Raw genomic sequence first — 25163 nt, forward strand, 5'->3', positions numbered from 1 at the left:
ATGGAGATTCATTGGCTTTAATAATACCTAGCAATTATCACAAGATTAGTGATGTTGAGAAAAATCATATTTCTTGGATTGAACCGGAATTGGCAGAAAGACAGGATATACGTCCATTAAGGATTGGTATTCTAAATATCATGCCTCTTGGTAAGCAATATGAATTTAATTTATTACATCCTCTTGGGTTGTCTCCTCTTCAAATTGAGCCTGTTTGGATAAAATTGAAAACTCATTCATATAAAACATGGGATCTTAACCATTTAAAAAATCTTTATACAACATGGGAGGAGGCAAATGATCCGGAACCATTAGATGGGGTAATTATTACCGGAGCACCAGTAGAGCATTTAGCCTTTGAAGAAGTTAAATACTGGGATGAATTCGTAAATATTACTAATGAAGCAAGAAATTTATGTGCAAGCACTCTTGGATTGTGTTGGGCTGGATTTGCGCTAGCTTATTTAGCGGGTGTTAATAAGAAAGTATTTGATAGGAAATTATTTGGAGTATTCCCATTGAAGAGCCTTGTTCCCGGTCATCCTTTAATGGGCACGCAAGATGATGAATTTATCTGTCCACAAAGTAGATTTGCAGGGTTGCCTGATCTTGAAATGGAAGAAGCTCAAAAAGAAGGAAAATTAAATTTGCTTGCATATGGAAAAGATGTCGGTTACACAATATTTGAAACCAAAGATCAGAAACAATTTATGCACTTAGGACATCCTGAATATACAGTTCATAGAATTATTAGCGAAATTAACAGAGATAAAGAAAAGGGAGATGTACCTCCTCCTGTGAATTTTGACATTAATTGTTCAAATACATCTTGGAGATCTCATCGGAATCTCCTTTTCCAGCAATGGCTATGGTTTTGTTATCAGCAAGTTAGTCTAAATTAAATTAGTGAGAGGTCTCGAGACCTCCTAGTCTTTCAAATAAGTTCAAACTCTCTTTATTTAAACCAATAATGTCAACTTTTGAACCGCTATTTTTGAATTTTCTTATAATTTGATCTAAAGCAACAACTCCACTCTGATCCCAAATATGAGCTAAAGACATATCAATTAAAATATTTTTCGGGTGTTCATGAATATCGAATCCCTGTAGAAAATAAATTTTGCTTACAAAAAATAATTGACCCTCAACTTTGTATGTTATTTGGTTTTTATCTTTATCTTTAACTTTTGAAACCGTAATAACCTTTGCAACTTTCCTGCTAAAGAGTATTGCGGCTAAACCAACTCCTGCTATTACACCAAGAGCAAGATTATGTGGTTTTGTAAGCATCGTAACCGCAAAAGTCATAAGCATTACTGCCGTGTCACTCTTTGGTATCTTTCTAATATTCTTTAAACCATTTAAATCAGCCGTACTTATAGCAATCGTGATCATTATTGCTACTAAAGCAGCCATGGGGATTGCTCCTATCCATGGTTTTAATAGAATTATCATCAACAGTAATGACAAACCTGAAGTTAATGTTGACAACCTAGATTTGCCTCCATTCTCATTATTCATAACTGATTGTCCTACGAGCGCACAGCCCGCCATTCCTCCAAATAAAGAGGATATTAGATTTGCTATCCCTTGTCCTCTAGCTTCTTTATTTTTATTGGAACTAGTATCCGTGGCGTCATCTAATATATCTTGAGTTAAGAATGTTTCCATCAAACCTACTAGCGAGATGGCTAGCGATGTGGGCAAAATGACTCCTAACGTTGAAAGGTTGAAAGGTACTTTCCCATTCTCTAATTCCCCAAATGGTAATGAAAAACTTGGAAAGCCATTTGGTAAAGTGCCTAAATCACTAACAGTAGGAATATCTAATTGGAAAAATAAACTTGTAAAAGTAAGCAAAACAATAGCAACTAATTGAGAAGGGATTACTTTTGTTATTTTGGGAAATCCGTAAATAATGATTAATCCAAAAATTACAAGTATCCATACTGTAGGTACTTGACTAATTGTCGGATATTTTGTGAGTTCATTTTCTAATAGTTTCCCTTCATTGATCCCAATACCCAATTGAAGGAATTGGGCTTGAAATATTAATAATGCAAGTGCATTTACAAAGCCGCTTAGTACACCTGTTGGAACAAACCTCATTTGATAAGCCAGTCTTAGATATCCCCAGAGTATTTGAAAAACACCGGTTAATAGTCCTGCCGCTATTAAATAGGAAAGACCAAGATTTGTCCCAGGAGCCTGAGCCTCTCCAATAGAGACAACTCCAGTCATTAAAAGAGCTGTTGAGCCTGTGGCGGAGGTGATCATACCCCTCCTGCCACCAAGAATCGCGATTGTTATAGATAGGCAGAATGCGCCATAAAGTCCGACTTTTGGATCAACACCAGCTATTCCTGAAAAAGCAATTGCTTCAGGAATCATTGCAAAAGCTACTACTAAACCCGAAAGAATATTAGATTTTGGATCATCTAACCAATTTTTAGATAAATATTTGGTGAAATTTGACATTTTTAATATCTTTTATACTTAAAAAGTTACTCTATAGAGGTGGCAAAATACTTTCTGGATCACAAATATTCTTTAAAGTTTTTAATTCACTAAGTCTTTCCTCAAAAGATAAATAGACTTCTTCTTCGTGTGAATTTAAATGATTGTGAATTTGAGCTAGATGTATTTTGGGGAAAAATATTTTTAGCTTTTCCCAGGATTCATTCATCCAATTCAAAACAATTTCTTTTTCTTTAAGATCATCTTTTTTCCATGAGGCATAGATCCAAGGTTTCCAAGTACTTTTTCGATGAATAAAGAAACTTGATTTAGGATCAATTTCTTTTGTCTTTCCTCCAAGCTGCTGTGAGGCGACATAACAAGAATTATTTGGTTTGCTTCGAATTATTTCTTTCATACACTTGATAAAAATTTGAATACGCTCTTTTAAATCTTCCCCTAGGAGACTTATTACTTCAGAATGGTTATTCTTATTTAATTCAAAAAGATCTAATTCTTTGGGAAAGAAATTTATCTGATTATAGTTCTCATAAGTTTTTATTTTGAGAGAAGAAAAATTTTCAAGTTTGTTTAAATATTTTTTTGTGATTTCTTTATCTAAATCATTTCTTATTTCCGCTAAAATGTAAATATATATATCTTGAGCGTAAATCCATTGAAGGCTTAAATTTTCTGGAAATCCCTCTGCTAAATTAATAATCTTTGAAAGTTCATTGTCATTAATAAATCCCTCAATAATTTGAATAGGGTGAGCTTGGAAAGTTTTGAGCCCGATTTCTGTAATTATTGCAAGGAAAGGAGCAGCACCTTTAAATCCTTCCCATAGAAGTTTTTGGTCTGAACTTAGATTGTTTTTTTCTAATGATATGAATGTCCCATTACCTAGATATCCTTTTATGGTTTCGATATTGTCTATGGCCAGTCCATACCTTCTACTGAGAGGACTTATTCCACCTGTGAGTAAATATCCTGCTCCAGGGAGTTTTGATAGGCCAGTAGGGAAAATTTTATTTTGACTCCCTAAAAAATTCATTAGATCCTTCATAATTACTCCACCTCCGATCTTTATTAAATTCTTTTCTTTTTCTAGATGAATATGATCATATTCTTTTCTTAAATCCAGAGTAATAAAATTATCTCTAGCACAACTTGATGTTGTACCTCCGCTGCAGACGCATAGATATTCAGATTTTGAAAATGAATTGAAGAACCGATTAAATATATTATCCTCAACTTTATAAATTATTTTTTTAAGTTGCGCATCACTGGAGTTTATATTTGGGACTTCAAGTAAATTTTTATTTTTTTTCACTACTGATTGTCCATCCTTACTATCATGATATAAGTAATTGATTAAAATTGGATACTTTAGATTCGAACTTAAATAAGAAAATTGGGATCCTCATTTGTGGTCATGGAAGTAGAAATAAATTAGCTATTACCGAATTTAAGGAACTAACTAGGTGTATACAAAAAAGATATCCATCAATGCTTGTTGAATTTGGCTTTTTAGAATTTGCAAAGCCCTCCCTTACAGATGCGTTGGATAAATTAAGAAATAGTTCTGTAAAAAAAGTAATAGCGATACCAGCGATGCTTTTTGCCGCTGGCCATGTAAAAAATGACATACCAAGCCTCCTTATGAATTACGCAAAGAAAAAAGATATCGAAATAATCTATGGAAGAGAATTAGGAATTAATAATTTAATGATTAGTGCTGCCTGCGAGAGAGTTAAAGAAGTTTTCAGGAAAAATAATTCTCTTACTCCTGAAGAATCATTATTAGTAGTTGTAGGGAGAGGCTCCTCTGATCCAGATGCTAACTCTAATGTCTCAAAAATTACAAGAATGGTAGTTGAAGGAGTTGGGATGGGATGGGGAGAAACTGTATTCTCGGGAGTAACATTTCCATTAGTTGAGCCTGGGTTGCGAAATGTTGTAAGACTTGGTTACAAAAACATAATTATTTTCCCTTATTTTCTTTTTTCAGGAGTCCTCGTTACGAGGATAAAAAGGCAAAGCGACTTAGTCGCAATAGATAATCCACATGTTGAGATACATGAGGCGAAGTATCTTTCATCCCATAAATATGTTGTTGAAACCTTTGTAGAGAGGATTGAAGAAATTTTTAATGAAGAGAGCAGTAATTATATGAATTGTTCCCTATGCAAATATAGATCAAATTTAGTTGGTTTTGAAAAAGAGGTCGGAATGGTGCAAGAAAGCCATCATGATCATGTTGAGGGCTTAGGTCTCAGTTGTGATTTATGTGATTCTGAATGCAGTGGAGCTTGCGAAACGCAAGATCAAAGTTCAATTAATGACCAAAATCAGACTGCACTTTTATTAGATAAAGCTAAGGATGGACATCATCATCATCATCATCATCAGAATGTTTACCCAAATTCAAAACATCCGTTAGGACCTGTTACGCTTCGCTTGCTTAATGACGGTCAAATCTTAAGAAATTCAGTTGAAAAAGAGTGAATCAATCGTCTCTTTCTTGACTTAGTCTCAATAGACTTATCATATATAAGTATTACTAATGGAAACTTAAAAAAGTATTTTGGGTTATTTTTTCCACAATCTATAATAAGTTTTCCACGTCCATATCCACATGGGATGAGCTTTAAAGCGTTGTTTCGAAAATAACAGCACTTCAACATTATTATTGACTTTTCTTAAAGCTTTTTTCAATAAACGTTCCAAAAAATCTTTTTACATCAAAATTGATCTATAACATGAGTCTCGTTTGATAATGGTATATGACTGATAAAAATATATTTTTGACTTTTAAAAAAAAATAGACAATTATATTTAAACCTAAGTTTTTGTTTTTATGAGTCAAATAAATCAAGAGAAAATCATTGAAGCTAAATATGATAATTCTTTAAACTCAAAAGTTTCTCTAGAAACAGAGCTTTCAGAAAGTCTTTATGAAACGATGAAAGATTTCGTCTTACATAATCCTACTTGGGATCAATATAAACTTATAAATTCTGCTTTAGCTACTTTTCTTATTCAAAATGGTTGTACTGATAATTCAGTTTCCGAGATTTACATAAATCAACTTTTTTCGCCTTCTAAGTCTTTTTAACTTTTAAACAAGCTCTTCTGCTTATAGCCATCATTGTTAAAGTTGGACTCTGCCATGAAGAAGTGGGCCAACATGCACCATCTAATACAAGAACATTCTTACATCTCCAAAGTCTATTTGATTTATTTACAACACTATCTTCCTCTCTAAATCCCATTGGTGCTCCTCCTACTTCATGGATATAGTATCCCGGGGGTGGCGGATTTCCTGAAAGAGCAATTGATTTTTTTGTAAACAACCCTGCATATGGGATTTTTATAAGTTCATCGATCCCTTTGATTTTTCCATCTGCAGCTTTTATTGAATCTCGCATCGTTCTCTCCATATGTTTAGCCATATTTAATTCATTTTCACTCCATTCGAATTCAATATGAGGGACCGGAATCCCCCATCGGTCTGTTTTGTCAGAAAGGGAGACTGAATTTTCTTCTCTTGGTAGGACCTCACCATGAGCGATTAGAAAACCTGTAGAAGAATTTAAGTCTTTTTGCAAAAACTTTGGTATTCCTAGACGGTCAATTGCTCCCCAAATTCCATAACCCCGTAAAAAATTAATACTTTCAGGTTTGGGCAGATTTGTCCCAAAGGGTATGAAAAAACTCCCAGCTCCGGAAAGATCAGGATACGAATTAGATATATTGTTTCTTTGAGTTGTATTTGGAACTGAAAAAAACCTACAGACAGAAATATGATCCATTAGAAATTTTCCTAATTTTCCAGATGTATCTTTAAAACCAGAAGAATTTGATTTGGTTTCAGAGTTAAGTAGTATCCTCAATGTTGAGATTGTTGATGCACATAGAATAATTAAATCGCAATTTAATGATTTTCTTTTACCATTTTCAACATTTACGATGATTATTTTTGAAGCAAGCTCTGTTATTTTATCCGTTTCGAATGATTCTACTAAGTGATTAGAGAGTATTTGGACATTTCCAGTCTCTAGTGCTTTTTTGAATGTGGTCCCTACACTCGAAGATTTTGGCCATTGTTCCTCTTTTACTGAAGAATTACGATCGAATCCTCTAGATTGAATAAAGGGATAGTTTAATTTCGATTTGACTTGATTGCCAAAAATACTTTCAATTTTTGTAAGAGGTATCTTCCCAATATATTTACCATTTGGGACTTCTTTGATGTTATCTTTATGTCCATATATTCCACAAAAATTTTCTATAAAATCATAATGAGGTGATAATTCGTCGTAGGAAATAGGCCAATCTGGCCCATATCCATCTTTTTTTGATGGATGAAAATCCTCTCTAGAAAATCTTAAGGTAATACCTCCCCACGTTAATGATCTTCCTCCATATTGGTTTCCTTGAGTCCAAAGGAATGGCTTGTTTTTTTGTTGAACATAAGGATGTTTTAATTCGTTTTTATATAAATTAGGATTATTTTTCCAATAACCGGGATGCTGACATTGATTAGCGTGTTTTTTTGATATTATTCCTGATAATCTGTTTAAGGTATCTTTTGGCTCATTACTGCTAGCCTCAGTTCTTTTAATTTGAGGACCAGCTTCTATTACTAGCACTCTTATTCCTTGTTCGGCTAAAGTAAGTGCAGCTACTCCTCCTGTGGCACCTGAACCTACTACGATTGCATCATAAGGATTTATATCCAAAATCTACTTCAGTATTTTTCATATAAACAAATATAGCATTCAGTAAAAAATCTATTTCATGTTTTCAACTCTAGAAGTTAGAATTTATTTAAGTATTTTTAGGTTTTAATGAGATCTATATTATTGATTATATGTTTGATTGCTTTAATCTTTCCATCAAATTGTTTTGCAGCATTAGATTATGGTAAACAATCATTATTAGGAACAGATTTTTCAGGTTCTGATTTAAAAGGTGCAACTTTTTATTTGACAGATTTACAGGACGCAAATTTGTCAGATTGTGATCTACAGAATGCAAGTTTATATGGAGCAAAATTAAAGGATACAAATTTAAGTAATTCTAATTTAAGAGAGGTTACTCTTGACTCAGCAGTATTGGATGGAACTGATTTAACAAACACTAATTTAGAGGATTCTTTTGCTTACAGTACTCAATTTGAAAATGTAAAAATTCAAGGTGCAGATTTTACAAATGTCTACTTGCCAAAAGATATCGTGAGGGAATTTTGTAAAGAGGCCTCTGGCACGAATCCTTTTACAAATAGAGAAACTAGAGAAACTTTAGAATGTGATTATATTTAACTTTAAGCTAATGAAAGTTCTTTTTTGATTTTTCTCTGTTTGTAAAGAGATCTTCCAACGGGCCAGCCTAAAGTAGACAAATGTCTAATTAGAATATTTGAATATGTGATATTTAGTTTTTTGGAAAAATTCATATCCAATTCTTTTAAAGTTTTTATTAATAAATTAAGATCTTGCTGTTTGCCCATCTTCTTATCTAATAAAATAAATTCGCTATGCAAAACCTTATTTTGTAGGATTTTATTGTTTTCAGCAAAACCTACTTCAATTAAATTAAACTTATCAGAATAAAGAGTATAAACTATTCCAAATTTTGATTTTTGAGGAGCTAAATTTAAATTTAAAGATGATGGAATTAATTTAAGATACTTTGTTTTTATTTTTTTTAATTCCATTTTATATCTCCTCGTTTTGAGAGATCTCATACTTTTCTAATAAATTATTCACTTCCGCTAAAGCAATTCTCTTTTGGCAAGCTGAATCATATCTATTTATCGCTATTGAAGGGATCGAACCTTTGCTTTTCATCTCTCTAAGACCAGTTTCTAGGCATTGAAATGCAACACTTGATAGATCGCGGCCTTCTGCTGCCGCCCAAACCTTCAAAAGATAATTGAGATTTGATGGGACGGAAATTTGAACTTTGTTCGAATTAGAAGTATTTAAAGCAATATCATCTAGACTTATTTCTTTTGATAAGATAGTTTCTTTAACTTTTTTCTTCAAACTTCTCACTTGCCCAGAGGTATCTTCGTTATTTTTTAATTTTCTTTCTATTTCAAACAAGTCATTTTCGGTACTAATTAAAGCTTCTAATGCCCACTTGGCATCGTCCTCCTTGATAGTTGTGCGCTTAAGCCATTCATCTCTTATGTAAGACCAATTCTTGGGCATGAAATTCCAGCTTTATTTTTAGGATAGTAAAATCTATATAGATTGTCTATATAATCTATTTAGAATATAAATAGATTGTATTATTACTTATTTTAATTTAGCTTTTTGATGAGCTTTGTTTAGATATTGTTTTTTCTATGAGTTCTATTTTATAGTTACCAGAACCTTCAACAAAGCTGAAATTATTTTAATTCGACGAATTTGCTTAGGTAGTCTTGTTACTTTGCCGCTATTCTCATAAAGATTCTTACAAATTTTGTAACTGTTTTGATTTTTTTTTTACTTTGATCGTTTGCTTCTACCTTTAAGTGGCTTATTAAAATTATAAAAGAGTTTTATTACTGCATTATCTTTCTTATCTCTTTAACTAAATATGGTAATTGTTAATTCGCATGGTTGATAAATAAATTTTTACATTAGGTTAATTTTTAATCTATTTAAATTAATTAATAGACATTTTTGTATCAGTAACTTTAAGTATGGTATAGGGAGTTCTCATTAAAAAATTTTTTTATAAATTATAGTATTTTACTAATTAGGTTTTAATGAAAATAAGTTAATATAAAAAAATATAGATAATAAATTTAATTGAATCAAATAATTCAACGAATCACTTCAGTTTTTTTTTACACTTCGCCATTAAAAACCGCATTTCCTTTTGGATATTATTTGCTCTATAAATTTTCTTTTTTAAAAATCCTTTTTTTTCTTACCTTTCCAGTTGCGATACTTGAGAAGTCCTTACCTTTTGGGGGACTATTGTTTTTTTTTATAATTTTTGCAGGAGTTGTTAGGAATCCCAAAGTCCCTTATTTCATTAGATATAACGCTTGTCAATCATTACTCCTTGACATTGCCTTGATAATACTTACTTACCTTTTACGTATCTTTCCTTTAATTGAATTTGGTTCAATAATATTTATATCTACACTTTCTATTTTTATTTTTTCAGCTTATCAATGTCTTAACGGTGTTGAACCTGAAATACCACTTATTAGCAAATCTGCAAGAATGCAAATTTAGAAAATTCTTGACTTTTAACAATCATTCAAAATTGATTCCCATCTTCTCTGACTAGATTTAATAGTTTCAATAGGAGGTTCAGTTCCTACTATCTCAAATGCTTTAATTAAGGATTTATTAGCTAATAATCCTAATCTAGCGGCTTCTCTCTGTCTTGAACATACATTTTTTCTAGAACCCTCCTTGAGATTAGTTTCTATCTCTTTGAGAATTTTACTGGCCTCATTTGATTTTGAATAAAAATCATTCATATAAACATCTATAGATGTTTCACTTCGTGCTTGATTCGGAGAAATGATGAAAGTTGATAAAATTAAAAGAAAGATAAATATAAATCTGCTCATAACAAAATCTTAGGAAGTTTATTATTTGATCTCTTCAAAACTAAATAAAAAGTTATTGTACTAATTGTTCCAGATGGGCCAATAAAAATATGCCAAATTTGATCGCCAGTTATTGATAGATTTGCTCCAAAGAAAGTTGTAAAAAAAATACCAAAGATTGGATAAGCTATCAAGATCCAATCTTTAAAAATTCTTTGCCAATTTATTATCAAAAATATACTAATAATTACTTGAAAAGAGAGAGCGATCGTTTTATCAACTAAAAAATAGGAAACTATTGAGCAAAAACATAAGAAGATATTTGTTCCAATAGCAAATTTATTTTTAATTACGGATGTCGATAAGCTTGTTAACCCTAAGGCAAGAAAAGTATAAAAAAGCCAATTAAATAATGAAGAATGATTTACATAAACCCAATTTGTTTTTGTGTGATCAATCATCTCAAACATTGAGGCCAAACCTAAAAAAATAAAACCAAAAGGAATTAGAATGTGGTTTTTAAATTTTTTGAATTGATTAATTGATTTAATTCCCACAAATATTGGAAATAATAAAGCTTGTAAATGAGCTAAAATTAAGAAAAATAAAAACAAATTAATAAACGCTATTTTTTAATTTTAAATTTAAATTTTATAAATAGTTTTAGATTATCTCAAAAGAGAAATATACCATTGCCCAATAAAAACGATTAAAATGGTTAGGACAAGAGGAAATCCAGGGTAACGAGTTTGAAAGTTTGCTGGTGGCCAAGGTGACCAAGAAATCAGTCTACCTTGAGGTTCTGCAGGGGATGTGTTTTTCTTTATTTTGTTGGGACCTGAATTTTTTGTCGCGAATCCTTTGCCCATAACTCAAATCTGAAAAACTTATAATAACAAGAACAAATATAAAGAGTGTATTTAAGACTAAATTAAATCTATTTTGGACTAAGATTAAAGCAGAATTATTTTTTAAATGGGAGAAGCCAAAAGAAGAAAAGATTTAGGTTTGCCACCCCGAGAAAAAGAATTTGTTTTACCTGAATTTAATAAAGAAAAGGTTAAGCAGAAAGTTAGAAATACTTTATATAAATACCCAATTATTCCTTTTGTTTTTTATGGTGTTGCAATTATTATTCTTTTTGTTGGCGTATTCAGTGTAATAAAATACTATAGATAAGTTTTAAGTTTATTTGAATAAATAATAATGTGGGAATTAGAAAAGATTGCAAAAGTTCTAAAACATAGAATTATTAAGTCGGAAGAAGAATTAGATAATAAACCTTCTATTTTATTTTGTGGAATGGATTCCTATCAAAAGAGGGGTCTTCATAGTGAAGCAAAAAAAGTAGGATTCAAACCTGTATATTCAATGAAGCATCCATCAATAAAAGTTGTAATGCAAAAGTCATCTTCAAGAAAAATAGAAACTGATAAGTTCAAAACAATTACTATTGACATAGAACATTTTTGGTATTTGTGTAGAAAACTTTTATAGCCTTATTACTTTACTATTTGTTTGTGTTTGTTTTTAAAAAGTTTTATTTGACTCCAAGATTATTGAAATTACCATTAAATTAAATTAAATTAAATTAAATTTATTATTTTTAGTAATTAATATAAATTTTAACTATGGCTCGAGCAAGATCTAATTTTAGATTTAGTCAATGTATTTTGTTTATAACTTTAGGAATGATTTTAGGAGTGGGAGCTATTTGGCCAGGATTTCTCACCGAAAAAGGAAGAAAATGTTTTTTAAAAATAATACAAGATAGTACTGACGGTAATGTAACTATTGGAACTCTCTTTTCAATATCTCCAAATTATCTTATTAAAATTCATAATGAAAAAAATAAATATAACAAAATATTGTTAATAGGTGATTTTTGTTTTAGAAAATTCTAGTTCAGTTAATTTAACAAAATGCTTATCTCTGCCTTTTTTAATGTTTCTTATACCCAATTAATTCTTAAGTAAAAAAGAAAGCACATAAAAAATATTATTTTTTATTCAAAATATTTTGTTGATACTTAAATAAGAAAATTAAAAATAAATGTGTTTTGCGATTTTTCAATAAAATCAAAAATTAAATTTAGAAAACATATTCAAAAAAATAAAAAAAACAAATTTTTTTATCTTAACCACTTAAATGTTTATTTATTTATTTATTGATTTTTTTTCTCTTATGCTTATTTTCATTTTACAAATTCTTTTAATATCAAAGTAGATGAGATATTTAATGTTTCCTGAATAAGAAAGTAGGAGTTAGAGCAAAACAAAAGTAAACTTTTAGATAAAATGATTTAAAGCTTTGAACCTCACTCACTGAATTATTCTAGAATCTAAATATTAATTTTATTTTAAATAAGTAAAAATATATTCGTTCAATCGATTGTTTAAAAGAACGGAGGGGGTGGGATTCGAACCCACGGTGCCCTTGCAGACACGCTAGTTTTCAAGACTAGAGCCTTAAACCACTCGACCACCCCTCCAAAGGGCTATTAAGTTTTGTTGAACTTGTTTAGCTTAACATGGTACGTCAGTGATAGGCTAGAAAATACAGAACTAGATATCCAGATAAATATTTTTGGCTAATCTCATTCCTTGTTACTAATTCGTGAATAGTCATTGACTATAAACTTAAAAGTGGGAACATATGGCTAACATCTTTATGATTATTACTTAAGTTAGACCTCTCCAATTTTCTTTAAAAACGTTAATCGCTTAAATCAAATATTAGAAAAAGAATCGTCGAGCTTATCTTTAAAAATTTAAAAACTTTTTTAAATAATTTCTCTATGTTTGATACTAAAAATGTTTTTAAACGAAAAATCATTTAAACAGGTAGCTAAGAATAGTCCAATTGCGGCTATTGATTTATGTATATTTAATGAAGCTAAAGAAATCCTTTTAGGTAAGAGAATTAACCCTCCAGCAAAGAGTTTTTTCTTTGTTCCTGGTGGCAGAATTAGGAAAGGTGAAACATTATTTATTTCAACAAAAAGGATCCTAAATAATGAAATGAATTATGAAATTACTGAAAAAGATTTCAATACTTTTTCTTTATTAGGTGTATTTCAACATTTCTATAATGACAATTTTTGTGGGAATAAACAATTTTCTAGTCACTATGTTGTAATCGTTTATTTGGTCCCATTGAAAATCTTAAAAAAGTCGAAATTTGGAAATTTTAAAGATCAACATGATGAGTATATTTGGTACAACAAAACTACTCATGAGAATTTGTTAATACATCCTTACTGTAAAGAGTATTTTAAAAAATTATAAATTTAAGGTTATTCAAAGTTATTAATTTTTTCAATTATTTTTTTAACTTGATAACCACTCTTAAATGAGGGCAAGTCTCTCTTTGATGCACCATTTACAGATAAAATAAATTTTTTGTATAGTTCTCTTAATGAGAATGTTCTTGTGTCTTCATAATTAGTTGGAATGATATTTGAGGCATTGAATAATGAAATCTTTTTGTTTTCTTTCTCTACAAAAACTGATTGATCGCATGCTCTGAATGGAGGCTTATGCTCAAATATTAGTTTCTCTTCATTTCTATTTATTGTGATCTGCAAGCCAATTGACGTTGCATTACAATTGCTAACTTTAGATGAAGCTAGAATATTGTTTTTTAAAATAAATTCTACTTCAGTAAAATCCTCCGCAGTTACAGGCCTCACATTCGAATAATTATCTCTTCGGTAAGGTATTATTATTTTATTTTTTGATTTAACCACATCATTTATTTCGCAGTTCAATAGCCATTGTATTAAATCAATTATATGTATTAAAAAAGCATTTATTACGCCACCACCCTGCTGCTTGTCATTCCTCCAAGTCCATAAACTGTTGGGATCTTTTCTTCCGGATGTTAGCCAAATCACCTCAACTGATTTTATGTTATCGATATCTTGATCATTGATTTTAGATTTTAAAAACTGAATTCCAGGTTCAAATCGATATTGAAAATTTATACAACTAGCAAGTTTAAACTTTTCAATCAATGAATTGGCCTTTAGCCCTTCAGTAGATGAAATACAAAATGGTTTTTCGCATACTATATGAATATTACTTTGAGCGAGTTTTGATATCAAATTAAAGTGGTTACAAGGAGGAGTAGCTATCGTAATTACATTTGGTTTTGATTTAATTAAAGATTCTATAGAGTTAAAATATAACTCAGAATTTGTAAGCTTTGAAAGAAGCCTACCTGAACCCGAATCAGCTATTCCGACAATATCTATACCTTTTATATTTTTTAAAGCTTCGAAATGAGAGTCATATCCAAATCCTCCTCCAATAATTCCAAAGCGCATCTTTTTTTTTATTTAATCAATCGATTATCCTAACTTCAGGAAGTGGGATAATAATTTTGGATTTGAGACCTTTTGCTCTAAGCTTTTCAACAATTGGCTCCCAATAGTGCCATGAAAGTATAATCGCAATATCTGGTTGATCTTCAAACATTATTCTCTCATCAACTATCGGGATATATGTTCCAGGGGTGAATAATCCTAGTTTTAAGGATGTACTTTGTTCTGCAATATAATCTAAAGCATCTGCATCTAAGTTGCAGTAACTCAATAATGTTGTAGCTCTCCCAGGACAGCCAATTCCCACAATTTTTAGATTATTATTTTTACCATCTAAAATAAGATTTTGTAGCTGAAGTTTCGATTTTTTTATTTTGTTTTTGAAATCCTCGTAAATTAAATTGTTATATAAGCCTCTATCCACTTCTTCTTTAAGAAGATTTTCCACTTTAGTTGAAACCTCATGCGATTTTCCTTTTTTTGCATAAACCCTTATGGAGCCTCCATAATTAGGAATTCTATCTATATCGATAACAGTAAAATTGTAATACTCAAAAAGTTTTATAATTGATTTGACAGAATAATACTTAAGATGTTCGTGATAAATCGAATCATACTGAACAGTGTCAATTAAATCTAATAAGTAATGAGATTCAGTAACAAATAAACCATTATCCACTAATAGATTCTCCGCACCCATAATTAGGCTTCCTAATTGAGATACATGAGCAAACATATTACAAGCGGTAATCACTTCGGCTTTGCCATACTTTTTAATTATTTCAGGAACTAATGAATCATTAAAGAATTTTTGAATTGTTTTTATTCCTTTCTCATTGGCTAGGTTTGCTATATTAGTAGGCTCAAAACCAAGGACTTTCATGTTTTCTTTTTGAAAACCTTCTAGTAATGTGCCATCATTTGAGCCAAGATCAACAGCTAGTCCTCCTTTTGGTAATTGATATCTTTTTACAATAGTTGATGCAGTGTTTCTTAGATTATTAGCAAGGGTTGAAGTGATTCCACTTCTATAAGGATATTCAGCAAAAAATAATTCTTGAGGCTCTACAACATGGTCTATTTGAACTAAACCACACTCTTTACATCTTTGTAAGTTGAGAGGATATCTTTTTTCGGGTTGATTTAGCTGTTCTGGCCATATTAGAGAATCACATGGTGCTTGGTGCCCTAAATTTATGACGTTTATTAATTCCTTATTACTACAGATTTGACAACAAGTTATTTTCCCATTACTCAGATTATGATTATTATTCATTGGGTTCAAAAAAATAATTTAGATATTTGAGTAAAAAAGATTTAATCTATAATTATACACAATAGAACTTAGAAATTCGTAAATATTTATTTATCTAATAAATTTATTAAGTATAGTATCAAAATGTGGGAATTTTTATACTAATAATCCATTTTTAGATCTTTTTAATTTTACTGTATTTGGTGATTTCCTCAACCAAAAAGTTTCAAGAGCATATAAATACCATCTCAAGTAATTAAAAACCCATTGATATGTCTTAAATCTACTTTTGCCAAATTTTCTCTCTTCCCAACAAGAAGGAACTTCAGCAATTGAAAGTCCTAACCTATTCGCTTTAACTAATAACTCAATTGAAAAAGTAAATCCCTTTGTAGATTCAATTTTGACCATATTGAGATACTTAAGTGAAAAAAGTCTAAAGCCGTTGCTCACATCTTTTACAGAAATACTAGATAAATAAAATAGAGAAAATGAAGCTAATCTTACTAAAATTGACTTTATTAATGGACAATTTCTCATCGCACCTCCTTGTATAAATCTGCTGGGTACAACAACATCATTTCCCATCAGATATTTTTCATACATTAGATCCAGAATTTTTGTATTTATGAAGTCATCAGCAGGATATACAATAACTGCCTCTGATTTACATTCTTCAAAACCTGAAAGGATTGCGCCTTGAGGTCCAATGTATTTATTCTTGATTTTGAAAATTCTGAAATTATAAGATTTCTCGTTATACGAAGTAAGAGTTTTATCTGATTCATCATCATAACAAAGTAGAACTCTGAATTTTGATGAAACATCTTTTTCTAAAAGGTCAAATAATTTAGCAATATGTACTTCATTAAAGACAGGAATAATAATATCTATTTTGTTTTTAGAATCAGACAATTTTATAATTAATAAGCTTATGTAAATCTTATTATATTTAATTAATCAATAATTTATTTACTGCTAATAGTAGAATGAATGTTAATAATAAAATTATTTATTTCTATTTTAATAAAAATATTTAATTCAATAATTCTCGATTTATAAATGTTATGAAAAGTTTACTTAAATATCCAGATAAATTCTTTTTTAAAAGATGTGATAATTTAATTTTAAAAATATTTTCTGATACAGAAATTGGCTGGAAAATAGACTTGAAAATAGCACTTATTGCATTTGGAACAACCATCTTTTTTGCGTTTCCTTCTTTATGGATTTATTTCAGGCCAGACAAAGCAGGACGCTTGTTTTATCAAATGCTTCAATCTGAAAACCCTCTAAATAGGGATCTTCCACTCACTGCTCAAATATTAAGCTATAGATTTTTTGTCCCAACGTTGAATTATTTTTTAGGATTAAGAGGCTATAGTGTCGTTGTTATACCGGTTATATCCTCTTTTATTAATTTATATTTTATTAGTCGAATCATTAGGAAAAGTACAAGAGATATTTTGTTCAGTGCTATTTGTGTAATTGGAATTTCATTAACTTGGTTTATTACAGAAGGAACTGCTTTTTGGAATACTACAGATTCTGTATCACATTTATTACTTTTACTACCTGCTGCATTTAGGCTTAATCCTACTTATTTTATTTTCGCACTTCCATCTGCATTATTTGTAGATGAAAGATCTATTTTTGCCTGTGCTTTTCTTTGGTTATTTCTTTTGAGAAGAGATCTAATGTGTGGCGATTATTTAAATGAAATTGGTAGTAATTTTTTTAATTTGAAAATAACGAGAAATATACTACTTACTACCTATTCAATGTTTATTGGCTTTGTTTTTTGGATAATTGGTCGTTACCTAATTGATTCTGGAATAATTGCTCCTGCCCCTGACATAAGTTTAGTTACTAACCAGATAACTGATTTTTGGGAATTCTTTGGAAAACATTGGCCCCCACAGATTTTAAATTATTTAAGCTCCTTTAGGTGGGTTTACTTTTTCCCTTTAGTATTGATTTTTAAATTATTGAAAAAAAGCTCAAACAGTTTCAGGAAAAGATATGGTTTTAACTTTAAGAGTTATTTTGGAATACATCTTTTACTTTTTATTTTTTATAGCTCAATAGTAATGATTAATGGAGATGTTTGGCGATCAATGTCCTTTTCCTATTTTTTTATATTGGAATCTATTTTGATTCTATATACTTTAAATAAAAAATTAATTTCGGTATTGAATTATTGGATAACATTTCTAATGTTACTAACTCCTGTTACTTTCTTTGGATTGAATTTAACCCCTCAAATATCTTTTCCTATGCCTATTGTTTTATTAAGAACTTATTTTGGATTTGGAGATTCTTATATGATATTTTTTAAAAAACTATTTATATTCGTACCTAGTTAATCATTTAATTAATGAAAGGTTAAAAACCATTACCTGTATAAGGATCTCGTAAAAGCAAACTTCCTTTTTTAAGTAAAGATCTATATCACCTTTTTATTTGGTTTTGGATCTGATGAATTTCATTATCAACTCTAAAATATTAGATTTTTAAACAAATTGAAAATTAGTTACTTTAACCAAAATTAACGTTTTGCTGGAAGATTCCAAATAAATTATTACCAACTATTGCAGCAATTATTAAAATAAAGGCTACTATCGCAAAAAGGGCACTTACATCTTTAATGTCATAAGGTGCTTTAAATAATGGTTTTTCCTCTGTCATGATTTCCTTCTTAATGTTCAATATTAGATCATCTTATATCATTGTTTGAAAGAACAATTGGGTATTTTTTCACTTGACTTCATTTGTAAAGATGTCCTAAATAGCAGATAGTTATAAAGGAGGTTTATGAAACTTACAACACCTTTTACCTTCCTCAATAATTCATTGAATAATGCTTGGAAGATGAGTGATTTTAATTATCAATTACCAAAAGATAAGTTTAATGAGTTTTGGGACGAAGAATGTATTTTGCACCCTACAAATTCTCATTGTAAAATTTATGATGAATAATAAGATAATTATTATCTAATTTTTTAGTAAAAAAAAGCCACTAAAAGTGGCTTTTTTATTTAATAACTAAGTTACTAGCTTGTGTAAGTTTTCCCTCTGTAAATTAATGAGTTATGCTGTTTTTTTGCAGCTGATTTATTTTGAACATACTTTTGACCTCTGTAAACTAGATTCATTTTCTTGCCCCGGGTTCGCCTAAGTCCCCGTTCCATGGCTTAGATCGATCTGCGGCTTGCATGCGCAAGTTGAACGTTTTAGTAGAAAATACTACCTCATCAAATTAACACAAAGAGGATATTTTTGAGAGCTCCAGATTATGTTTTATATTGCTAGTTCGCAAAAATTTATCGTTTAAAAGGATTAAAGACTTTTTTTGTGGGATTTTAATGAAACTTAGAGGTTACATTTTGTTCAATTAATCGTTTAATTTTTAATAAACTTGCATTTTAAATGTAAAATTCAAAAGATTATATTGTTGTTTTATGTTCTCAAGAAACAAAAAATCCCCTAGTAAAAGAGCTACTGTTGTTGAAGAAAAACCTTTGTATGCACAGCTGCTTCCATTTGCGAATGTTATGACCGAGAAGGTTCAGGTGGTAAATGCTTTAGCTTTTACTTTAATAATGGGTGTTTCAATTTTTGGGATAGCTCTTTGGAGACTCTCTGCCTTAACTTAATTATTTAATTTTTCAGGTTATTAATTTCTGATTCCTTGTTATTAATCATTGTAATAAGCCACTTAGAAGCCAAAGCTCTTGATATTGATCTATTTTTAAGAAACCTACAGATATAAACATGTAGGTTTTTTTCATTTTTGGAGTTGAATTTTACTTCGAATTCCAATATCTCCTTTTCAGTAGTTTTTTTTCTAAGTTCATCAACTAAAGCGTGGCTAGCTGAATCATTAAAAAAATTACCGATATTTATGCTTAATGTCATAATCGATTTATTTACTTACTTAAGATGTAGCTATGGATTGATTATTAAAAAACAAATATCGTCTTTATTAATAAATAATTTAATATTTAATTCTTTGGATTAGCTAACGGAAGGAGGCATTTATCCGAATCACACCCAGCTGGTCCTGCTTCGGAGAGCTCTCCAATATCATATTTATTAAGTGCATCAAAGAAATCGTTATTTACTTTCCTTTCAGTAACTTTTTTCTGCAAAGATAAATATTCCTCTTTACTTATGGGTTCAAAAGGTAATCTTGGGAATGTGGCATTTGCACTGAATCTAGCTAATAATGCTGCTGATATATATCCTTCGTTGTGTTCTATTGCGTTATGTATTGCTTTTGCTAGATCTTCAATTTCATTTTCTCTGAATTCAACAGTTGCAGAAGTATTATGCTCTGTATAATACTTCTGAACTTGCATATAAAAATCAAATTGTGCAAGAGCAGAGAAATTATTTATATCTATTTTATCTGCTCCCTCTATATTTGCCCAGCTTACTTCTGTTGGTATTTCAACTAGCCATTCAGTACATCTTGGATCAAATGGGTTATCAAGTAAGCAGCCTTTTTCATCTTTGTCAGATTGAGATGGGACAACAGAGTAACCATAATCCATACAAGCTAAGGCAATAGGATCATTCTTTCTGAAAGTTATTCTTCTTAAAAATCTTTGTGCTTTTGGGGGATGCCATCCAGGAGCAGCTCCTGTTAAAAGACTTTTAGTTCCGGCAGGTTGAACTGTCGTACATCTATTTGGTCTTCTTAGATTATGTTTGTCGCAGTATTCCCATACAGTTTCTTTAACAATATTTCTCCAAGAGTCTAAAAATTTAGCTTCTTGCTTTTTAAAATCCCTACCTTCTTGATTATCAGGTCTTCCCGCTTCCCACCATTTCAACCATGGGGTTCCAAAGGCATGTACACAGAAATCAAATAATCCTGTAAAACTAACTCCAACAATAGGGTCATACTCCCTGCTTTTTCTATATCTCTCAACTTCAAATTCATGATTTAGCAAGCATGCCACTGAAAGCGCTGCAGCTTTAAAGGCTTTTTTTTGCTCTTGAATATTTTTCGGGTCAATCTGATTTAGATGAACTTCGGCTAAATTGCAATGAAAATCATTACCTAATATTTCTCCGCAAGGATTAAGTCCATATCTACTCATCCTATGGTTTAATTCTTCTTCAGAGAATGGACCATAATTAAGATTAATCCAATTTCTGGCTTCATCTTTACCCTGTTCAGAATATATTTCTATGAATTCGTTTTTAAGATCTTTTTCGTTCAAAATATCTGCATTTGATCTTGCTATTGCCTCTGGTGCAAATTGAATTGCTCCTTCACCTGAATGGAATTGCTTGGTTACAGCATCCAGAATTGTTTGATAAGAGGGCTTAGTATGATAAACCCTTGTATGATTTGCCATTCTAAGAGCGTCCTTTTCGGGATCAATTCTCCAATTACCATCCTGGTCTTGACTCCATAAATTCTCTTTCGCGCTTGCTGCTTCCTTATCATCAGATGAAAACTGTCTCATGCCAGCGCTTCTTCTTATATTACCTGCAACAATAGTCACAGCTGCCTCATCAATAAGTAAACAACACTCCACTGTATTGAGTTTTCTACCAATAGCTTTTCCTAAAAGAGAAGCAACTCTTGAGTAAAGATCCTTTAATTTGATAGGATTTGCCATGCCACCAAAACCTTTTAGTGATTCTCCTGCTGGCCTAATATCTTCTAAGTTAATATGAACGTCAATTTCTTTTTCAAGACTTTCATTGCTTGAGGCTTCAAGAAGATATTTATAGCTATCTACCCAGCCTCTTCTGCTATCCCCGACTTTTATAAAAATATCCTTGCCTTTAATTTCTAAAGAGGATTTTTCCTGCCTTTGGTCTTTTGGAGTTATTCCTACTTCGCTAACTGATTTTATAGTTATTTTATTTTTTACTGTTGGAAGCTTATTTATGAAATGGGGTTCTATTATTGCTCCTGTGCCGCAACCCATCATAGCTAAATCCATCATTAAGGCAAAAGCTTCCCAATCAATTAAATTTGTCGAAGTACAATTATACGCTCCTGAAAAATTCTGATTTTTATTAATCCATGGAGTACCTCCAATCCATAACCATCTTCCTGATGGTTGTGCTTTTTGGTTACTCTGCATTTCTCTCATTAACATCATTTCTTGATCAGAGAGTTTTCCTAATTCTTTTAATCCAGATAAGTTTCTTTTCCCAACTTCACTCCAATTCTCTCTTTTTCCAGAAACTGTCTTTCTACTATATGACCTGAAAAAAACAGGGTAAGCTGCTGGAGCTGTTTTTGGGAAATCATCTTTTCTAAGATTATTAGAATTGCTCTCGGAGGAAGCTTTATTTGGTGCAATTGTCACGATGAAAAAAAGTATGTAAATTTACCCGTATAGGAAGAATAACTCTACCTATGGTGCCTGCAACTATTCTTACCACTATTTAATGGTTTGTGTAAAAATATATTTATTATGAAATCTTTGTTTACGGAAGTTTATGGAAAGAACTGTAGAACCAGAATTGATGGAAAGAGAAGATCAGGTTATTTCTTATGCTAAAGCTGACTTTTCAGATGGAGAGAATAATCTTATTAATCAAATAAATTATTACTTGATTAAAAATAATATTAATTTGAATGACAAAGAATTGATTGTTGATTTGGGATGTGGGCCAGGAAATATATCTGAAAAGTTATCAATCAAATGGCCTAAAGCTGAGGTTGTGGGTATTGATGGCTCCAAAGAGATGATTCGAGTAGCTGAATTAAATAAAAAGAATTCATCTAATCCGAGTCAATTAAAAAATTTGCGTTATATGTGTGCTGATATAAAAAGCCTTAAATCAAGTGATATCTCTCTCGAAAAAAATATAAGTTTATTAGTTAGTAATAGTTTAATTCACCATATTACTTATCTTGATGATTTTTTTTATTGCTTAGAGAAATTATCGAGTAAGTTGACAATAAATTTTCATAAAGATCTGAAAAGACCGAATGATGAAAAATCAGCTTTACATTTAAAAGAAAAATGTGCAGAGAAATATAATGATATTTTGACTAATGATTATTATGCATCATTAAAAGCCTCTTACACTTCAAAAGAATTAAAAAATTTTATTTTTGAGAATAAATTATCTTCTTTAGAAGTGTTTGAAGAAGGTGATCAGTATTTAGTCATTTATGGTAAAGTTTAAGGTTAGTGAGATTGTTAAAATAGACTTTAATGAGTTCAAGTACTAACAACTTAAATAATAAAAATATCTTAGAAGCGGTAAATAAAAGAAGAAACTTTGCGATTATTTCTCATCCTGATGCGGGTAAAACAACTCTTACTGAAAAACTTCTTTTATATGGAGGAGCAATACAGCAAGCAGGGGCTGTAAAAGCAAGAGGTAATCAAAGGAAAGCTACTTCTGATTGGATGGACCTTGAAAAACAAAGAGGGATTTCAATTACTTCCACTGTATTGCAGTTTGAGTATGAAAGAGCAGTAATAAATCTTTTGGATACGCCTGGCCACAAGGATTTCTCAGAAGATACTTACAGAACTTTAGCTGCCGCAGATAATGCAGTTATGCTTGAAGATGCGGCTAAAGGATTAGAACCTCAAACAAGAAAATTATTTGAGGTATGCAGAATGAGAAAAATACCTATATTTACTTTTATTAACAAGATGGATAGACCAGGAAGAGAACCTTTTTCTTTGATTGATGAAATTGAGTCGGAACTTGGTTTAAATACTTTGCCAGTAAATTGGCCTATTGGTATGGGGGAGGAATTTAGAGGAGTTATTGATAGATTTACAAGAGAAGTTATTTTATTTGATAAGGCTGTTAGGGGGAAACAGTCAAATGAGAAAAGAATGAGTTTAGATGATAAAGAACTTTCAAAATATGTAGAAAGAGAATTACTTGATATCTCTCTTGAAGAGCTAGAGGTTCTAGACGAAGCAGGTTCGAAACTAGAAAAAGAAGAAATTTTTAAGGGTTCACTTACGCCTGTTTTTTTTGGTTCGGCGATGACTAATTTTGGGGTTAGACCTTTTTTAGATAGTTTTTTAAAAATGGCGCAAAAACCAACTTCAAGGAATAGTAATAAAGGGGATATTGAGCCTGCAAGCGATGAATTTAGCGGTTTCGTATTTAAGTTACAAGCAAATATGGATCCAAAACATAGAGATAGGGTTGCATTTATTAGAGTTTGTAGTGGAAAATTTGAAAAGGATATGTCAGTTAAACATTCAAGGACAGGAAAAACGATTAGATTATCTCGACCTCAAAAAATATTTGGTCAAGAAAGAGAAGTTGTTGATGATGCCTATCCTGGGGATGTTATTGGACTAAATAACCCAGGGATGTTTTCTATAGGAGATACCTTATATACAGGAACTTTTCTTGAATATGAGGGCATACCCTCCTTTAGTCCTGAAATATTTTGTTGGTTAAGAAATCCAAATCCTTCAGCATTTAAAAACTTTAGAAAGGGTGTAAACGAACTTCGAGAAGAAGGTGCTGTTCAAATACTTTATGACTTTGATGAGAGCAAAAGAGATCCTATCCTCGCAGCTGTTGGACAATTACAGTTGGATGTGGTCATTCATAGATTAAAAAATGAATATGGCGTAGATGCCAATCTTGACTCGATGCCATACCAATTGGCAAGATGGGTTTCAGATGGATGGTCAGCTATTGACGAATTAGGTAGAATATTTAATTGTAAAGTAGTAAAAGATTGTTGGAATAGGCCAGTGATTCTTTTTAAAAATCAGTGGAATCTTAACCAATTTATTGAAGATAACGCTAGTTTTAGTTTAAAAAAAGTATCACCTGTTGTTAGTGGCGTGGAACCAATTGCTTTATAAAGTCCTAATGGATAATAAAATTGGTTAATCTATAAATAATATAAAAAACAATTGGATTCAAATAAAAGCAAAAACAATCCTGATAAAACACCTTATGAAATATTGGGTGTTAATGAAGGAGCTGATTTTGAAGAGATACAAAAAGCAAGAGATATCAAAGTTAAGGAGGCTGGTGAAGATTTGCTACTTAAGGCAAAAATAGAATCATCTTTTGATCAATTATTAATGGATAGTTTGAAAGCAAGGCAGTCAGGTAATGTTAGTTTCGAGGCTCAAAAGGCATCAAAAAAAGAGAAACAAATTAATAAACTCATTAATAATGATTTCCCTCTTTTATCAAAAATAAAGAATATAAATAAGAACGTTAACAATTCAAACGAATATAGCCTTCCAAAAATAACCCCTCCATCTTTTGATAATCTTTCAATCAAATTATCTGCTGGATTATTATTTTTGATAATACTTTTAATTAGTCCTGATCCTTACAACAGACTTCTGCTCTCTATCTCAACATTGATACTTACTTATATTCAAATTAAATCGGGTAAAAAGTTTATTAGTTCATTAGGTTGGAGTGTGACATTTCTTTCTATAGGATTGATATTTGGAGGTTTATTTGAAACTAATTCATTTATTCAGGAAATATCCAATAACTCTCTATCAATTCAAAAAATTCAAAGTTTACCAGCAATGATAATTTTGTGGATAGGAGTAATTTTCCTATAA

30 protein-coding genes and 1 tRNA gene are annotated in these 25163 nt (G+C 30.7%); 15 read left to right on the forward strand and 16 right to left on the reverse strand.

Annotation, left to right across the window (positions count from 1 at the left end; translation table 11 throughout):
* The first annotated feature begins 11 nt into the window (after positions 1-11).
* Positions 12-902: a homoserine O-succinyltransferase gene (locus P9515_RS03520; protein ID WP_011820023.1), complete on the forward strand. Its 891-nt coding sequence runs from the start codon at positions 12-14 to the stop codon at positions 900-902.
* A gap of 1 nt (position 903) precedes the next feature.
* Here the strand turns inward: P9515_RS03520 and P9515_RS03525 are convergent, their stop codons facing one another.
* Complete coding sequence (locus P9515_RS03525; protein ID WP_011820024.1) at positions 904-2478, reverse strand: SulP family inorganic anion transporter; 1575 nt, start codon at positions 2476-2478, stop codon at positions 904-906.
* A gap of 31 nt (positions 2479-2509) precedes the next feature.
* A complete protein-coding gene (locus P9515_RS03530; protein WP_011820025.1) occupies positions 2510-3790 on the reverse strand; it encodes an FAD-binding protein in 1281 nt (426 codons plus the stop codon).
* A gap of 47 nt (positions 3791-3837) precedes the next feature.
* On the opposite strand from P9515_RS03530, the gene P9515_RS03535 reads away from it, so the two are divergent.
* Together P9515_RS03535 and P9515_RS03540 are read left to right on the forward strand one after the other, a co-directional pair.
* Positions 3838-4965 carry a sirohydrochlorin chelatase gene (locus P9515_RS03535; protein ID WP_011820026.1) on the forward strand — a complete coding sequence of 376 codons (1128 nt, stop codon included), beginning with the start codon at positions 3838-3840 and terminating at the stop codon, positions 4963-4965.
* A 352-nt stretch (positions 4966-5317) separates the two neighbouring features.
* The gene (locus tag P9515_RS03540; RefSeq protein WP_011820027.1) at positions 5318-5575 is read left to right on the forward strand and encodes a DUF2811 domain-containing protein; all 258 of its coding nucleotides are present in this window, start codon (positions 5318-5320) and stop codon (positions 5573-5575) included.
* Here P9515_RS03540 and P9515_RS03545 read toward each other — a convergent pair.
* On the reverse strand, positions 5562-7202 hold the full coding sequence (locus tag P9515_RS03545) for a GMC oxidoreductase (RefSeq protein WP_011820028.1): 1641 nt from the start codon (positions 7200-7202) through the stop codon (positions 5562-5564). The two genes, P9515_RS03540 and P9515_RS03545, sit on opposite strands and share 14 nt — an antisense overlap.
* Before the next feature lie 108 nt (positions 7203-7310).
* On the opposite strand from P9515_RS03545, the gene P9515_RS03550 reads away from it, so the two are divergent.
* On the forward strand, positions 7311-7784 hold the full coding sequence (locus P9515_RS03550; RefSeq protein WP_011820029.1) for a pentapeptide repeat-containing protein: 474 nt from the start codon (positions 7311-7313) through the stop codon (positions 7782-7784).
* A 2-nt stretch (positions 7785-7786) separates the two neighbouring features.
* Here the strand turns inward: P9515_RS03550 and P9515_RS03555 are convergent, their stop codons facing one another.
* Positions 7787-8179: a hypothetical protein gene (locus P9515_RS03555; RefSeq protein ID WP_041710573.1), complete on the reverse strand. Its 393-nt coding sequence runs from the start codon at positions 8177-8179 to the stop codon at positions 7787-7789.
* Position 8180: 1 nt separating this feature from the next.
* Positions 8181-8678 carry a VHS domain-containing protein gene (locus P9515_RS03560; protein ID WP_011820031.1) on the reverse strand — a complete coding sequence of 166 codons (498 nt, stop codon included), beginning with the start codon at positions 8676-8678 and terminating at the stop codon, positions 8181-8183.
* 588 nt (positions 8679-9266) lie between these two features.
* On the opposite strand from P9515_RS03560, the gene P9515_RS03565 reads away from it, so the two are divergent.
* A complete protein-coding gene (locus P9515_RS03565) occupies positions 9267-9701 on the forward strand; it encodes a Tic20 family protein (protein WP_011820032.1) in 435 nt (144 codons plus the stop codon).
* A gap of 14 nt (positions 9702-9715) precedes the next feature.
* On the opposite strand, the gene P9515_RS03570 is transcribed toward P9515_RS03565, so the two are convergent.
* From P9515_RS03570 to P9515_RS03580, 3 genes are read right to left on the reverse strand one after another with little or no spacing between them, the layout of a single operon-like run.
* Positions 9716-10045 carry a hypothetical protein gene (locus P9515_RS03570; protein WP_011820033.1) on the reverse strand — a complete coding sequence of 110 codons (330 nt, stop codon included), beginning with the start codon at positions 10043-10045 and terminating at the stop codon, positions 9716-9718.
* A complete protein-coding gene (locus P9515_RS03575; RefSeq protein ID WP_011820034.1) occupies positions 10042-10638 on the reverse strand; it encodes a hypothetical protein in 597 nt (198 codons plus the stop codon). Before P9515_RS03575 ends, P9515_RS03570 begins: the two co-directional genes overlap by 4 nt.
* 54 nt (positions 10639-10692) lie before the next feature.
* Positions 10693-10893, reverse strand: coding sequence for a hypothetical protein (locus tag P9515_RS03580; RefSeq protein WP_011820035.1), 201 nt, complete (start codon positions 10891-10893; stop codon positions 10693-10695).
* A gap of 106 nt (positions 10894-10999) precedes the next feature.
* Between P9515_RS03580 and P9515_RS03585 the strand changes: the two genes are divergently transcribed.
* The 3 genes from P9515_RS03585 to P9515_RS03595 all read left to right on the forward strand — a co-directional run bounded on the left by P9515_RS03585 (position 11000) and on the right by P9515_RS03595 (position 11928).
* Positions 11000-11203 (forward strand): DUF2839 family protein, encoded by a 204-nt coding sequence (locus P9515_RS03585; RefSeq protein ID WP_011820036.1) that lies wholly within the window; start codon positions 11000-11002, stop codon positions 11201-11203.
* Positions 11204-11230: 27 nt separating this feature from the next.
* Complete coding sequence (locus P9515_RS03590) at positions 11231-11521, forward strand: hypothetical protein (protein WP_011820037.1); 291 nt, start codon at positions 11231-11233, stop codon at positions 11519-11521.
* A 134-nt stretch (positions 11522-11655) separates the two neighbouring features.
* Positions 11656-11928 (forward strand): hypothetical protein, encoded by a 273-nt coding sequence (locus tag P9515_RS03595; RefSeq protein WP_011820038.1) that lies wholly within the window; start codon positions 11656-11658, stop codon positions 11926-11928.
* A gap of 500 nt (positions 11929-12428) precedes the next feature.
* On the opposite strand, the gene P9515_RS03600 is transcribed toward P9515_RS03595, so the two are convergent.
* A tRNA-Ser gene (locus P9515_RS03600) sits at positions 12429-12515 on the reverse strand.
* Positions 12516-12837: 322 nt separating this feature from the next.
* Between P9515_RS03600 and P9515_RS03605 the strand changes: the two genes are divergently transcribed.
* Positions 12838-13311: a GDP-mannose mannosyl hydrolase gene (locus P9515_RS03605; protein ID WP_041710574.1), complete on the forward strand. Its 474-nt coding sequence runs from the start codon at positions 12838-12840 to the stop codon at positions 13309-13311.
* Between the two features lie 8 nt (positions 13312-13319).
* Here the strand turns inward: P9515_RS03605 and P9515_RS03610 are convergent, their stop codons facing one another.
* The 3 genes from P9515_RS03610 to P9515_RS03620 form a co-directional block, all read right to left on the reverse strand.
* Entirely contained in the window at positions 13320-14351 is a 1032-nt protein-coding gene (locus P9515_RS03610) for a Gfo/Idh/MocA family oxidoreductase (RefSeq protein WP_011820040.1), read from the reverse strand.
* A 16-nt stretch (positions 14352-14367) separates the two neighbouring features.
* On the reverse strand, positions 14368-15624 hold the full coding sequence (locus P9515_RS03615; RefSeq protein WP_011820041.1) for a class I SAM-dependent methyltransferase: 1257 nt from the start codon (positions 15622-15624) through the stop codon (positions 14368-14370).
* Positions 15625-15759: 135 nt separating this feature from the next.
* Entirely contained in the window at positions 15760-16518 is a 759-nt protein-coding gene (locus P9515_RS03620) for a glycosyltransferase family 2 protein (RefSeq protein WP_011820042.1), read from the reverse strand.
* Positions 16519-16670: 152 nt separating this feature from the next.
* Here P9515_RS03620 and P9515_RS03625 point away from each other — a divergent pair, with 152 nt between their 5' ends.
* Entirely contained in the window at positions 16671-17969 is a 1299-nt protein-coding gene (locus P9515_RS03625) for a hypothetical protein (protein WP_011820043.1), read from the forward strand.
* A gap of 172 nt (positions 17970-18141) precedes the next feature.
* Here P9515_RS03625 and P9515_RS09620 read toward each other — a convergent pair whose 3' ends face one another.
* Positions 18142-18291, reverse strand: coding sequence for a hypothetical protein (locus P9515_RS09620; protein WP_187146036.1), 150 nt, complete (start codon positions 18289-18291; stop codon positions 18142-18144).
* 126 nt (positions 18292-18417) lie between these two features.
* Here P9515_RS09620 and P9515_RS09625 point away from each other — a divergent pair, with 126 nt between their 5' ends.
* Positions 18418-18582 carry a hypothetical protein gene (locus tag P9515_RS09625; protein ID WP_011820045.1) on the forward strand — a complete coding sequence of 55 codons (165 nt, stop codon included), beginning with the start codon at positions 18418-18420 and terminating at the stop codon, positions 18580-18582.
* Between the two features lie 74 nt (positions 18583-18656).
* On the opposite strand, the gene P9515_RS10115 is transcribed toward P9515_RS09625, so the two are convergent.
* Entirely contained in the window at positions 18657-18794 is a 138-nt protein-coding gene (locus tag P9515_RS10115) for a DUF4278 domain-containing protein (protein ID WP_144038777.1), read from the reverse strand.
* Between the two features lie 270 nt (positions 18795-19064).
* On the opposite strand from P9515_RS10115, the gene P9515_RS03630 reads away from it, so the two are divergent.
* Positions 19065-19259, forward strand: a complete 195-nt coding sequence (locus P9515_RS03630; protein WP_011820046.1) for a hypothetical protein — start codon at positions 19065-19067, stop codon at positions 19257-19259.
* A 4-nt stretch (positions 19260-19263) separates the two neighbouring features.
* Here the strand turns inward: P9515_RS03630 and P9515_RS03635 are convergent, their stop codons facing one another.
* Together P9515_RS03635 and nrdJ are read right to left on the reverse strand one after the other, a co-directional pair.
* Positions 19264-19521, reverse strand: a complete 258-nt coding sequence (locus P9515_RS03635) for an RNA recognition motif-containing protein (RefSeq protein ID WP_011820047.1) — start codon at positions 19519-19521, stop codon at positions 19264-19266.
* 86 nt (positions 19522-19607) lie between these two features.
* The gene (gene nrdJ, locus P9515_RS03640) at positions 19608-21941 is read right to left on the reverse strand and encodes a ribonucleoside-triphosphate reductase, adenosylcobalamin-dependent (protein ID WP_011820048.1); all 2334 of its coding nucleotides are present in this window, start codon (positions 21939-21941) and stop codon (positions 19608-19610) included.
* 133 nt (positions 21942-22074) lie between these two features.
* Here nrdJ and P9515_RS03645 point away from each other — a divergent pair, with 133 nt between their 5' ends.
* The 3 genes from P9515_RS03645 to P9515_RS03655 are packed head-to-tail and all read left to right on the forward strand — an operon-like array spanning position 22075 to position 25163.
* A complete protein-coding gene (locus tag P9515_RS03645; protein ID WP_011820049.1) occupies positions 22075-22770 on the forward strand; it encodes a class I SAM-dependent methyltransferase in 696 nt (231 codons plus the stop codon).
* A 29-nt stretch (positions 22771-22799) separates the two neighbouring features.
* Complete coding sequence (locus P9515_RS03650) at positions 22800-24437, forward strand: peptide chain release factor 3 (RefSeq protein ID WP_011820050.1); 1638 nt, start codon at positions 22800-22802, stop codon at positions 24435-24437.
* Between the two features lie 51 nt (positions 24438-24488).
* Entirely contained in the window at positions 24489-25163 is a 675-nt protein-coding gene (locus P9515_RS03655) for a CPP1-like family protein (protein ID WP_011820051.1), read from the forward strand.

This window comes from Prochlorococcus marinus str. MIT 9515 (assembly GCF_000015665.1).
Taxonomy (GTDB): domain Bacteria; phylum Cyanobacteriota; class Cyanobacteriia; order PCC-6307; family Cyanobiaceae; genus Prochlorococcus_A; species Prochlorococcus_A marinus_P.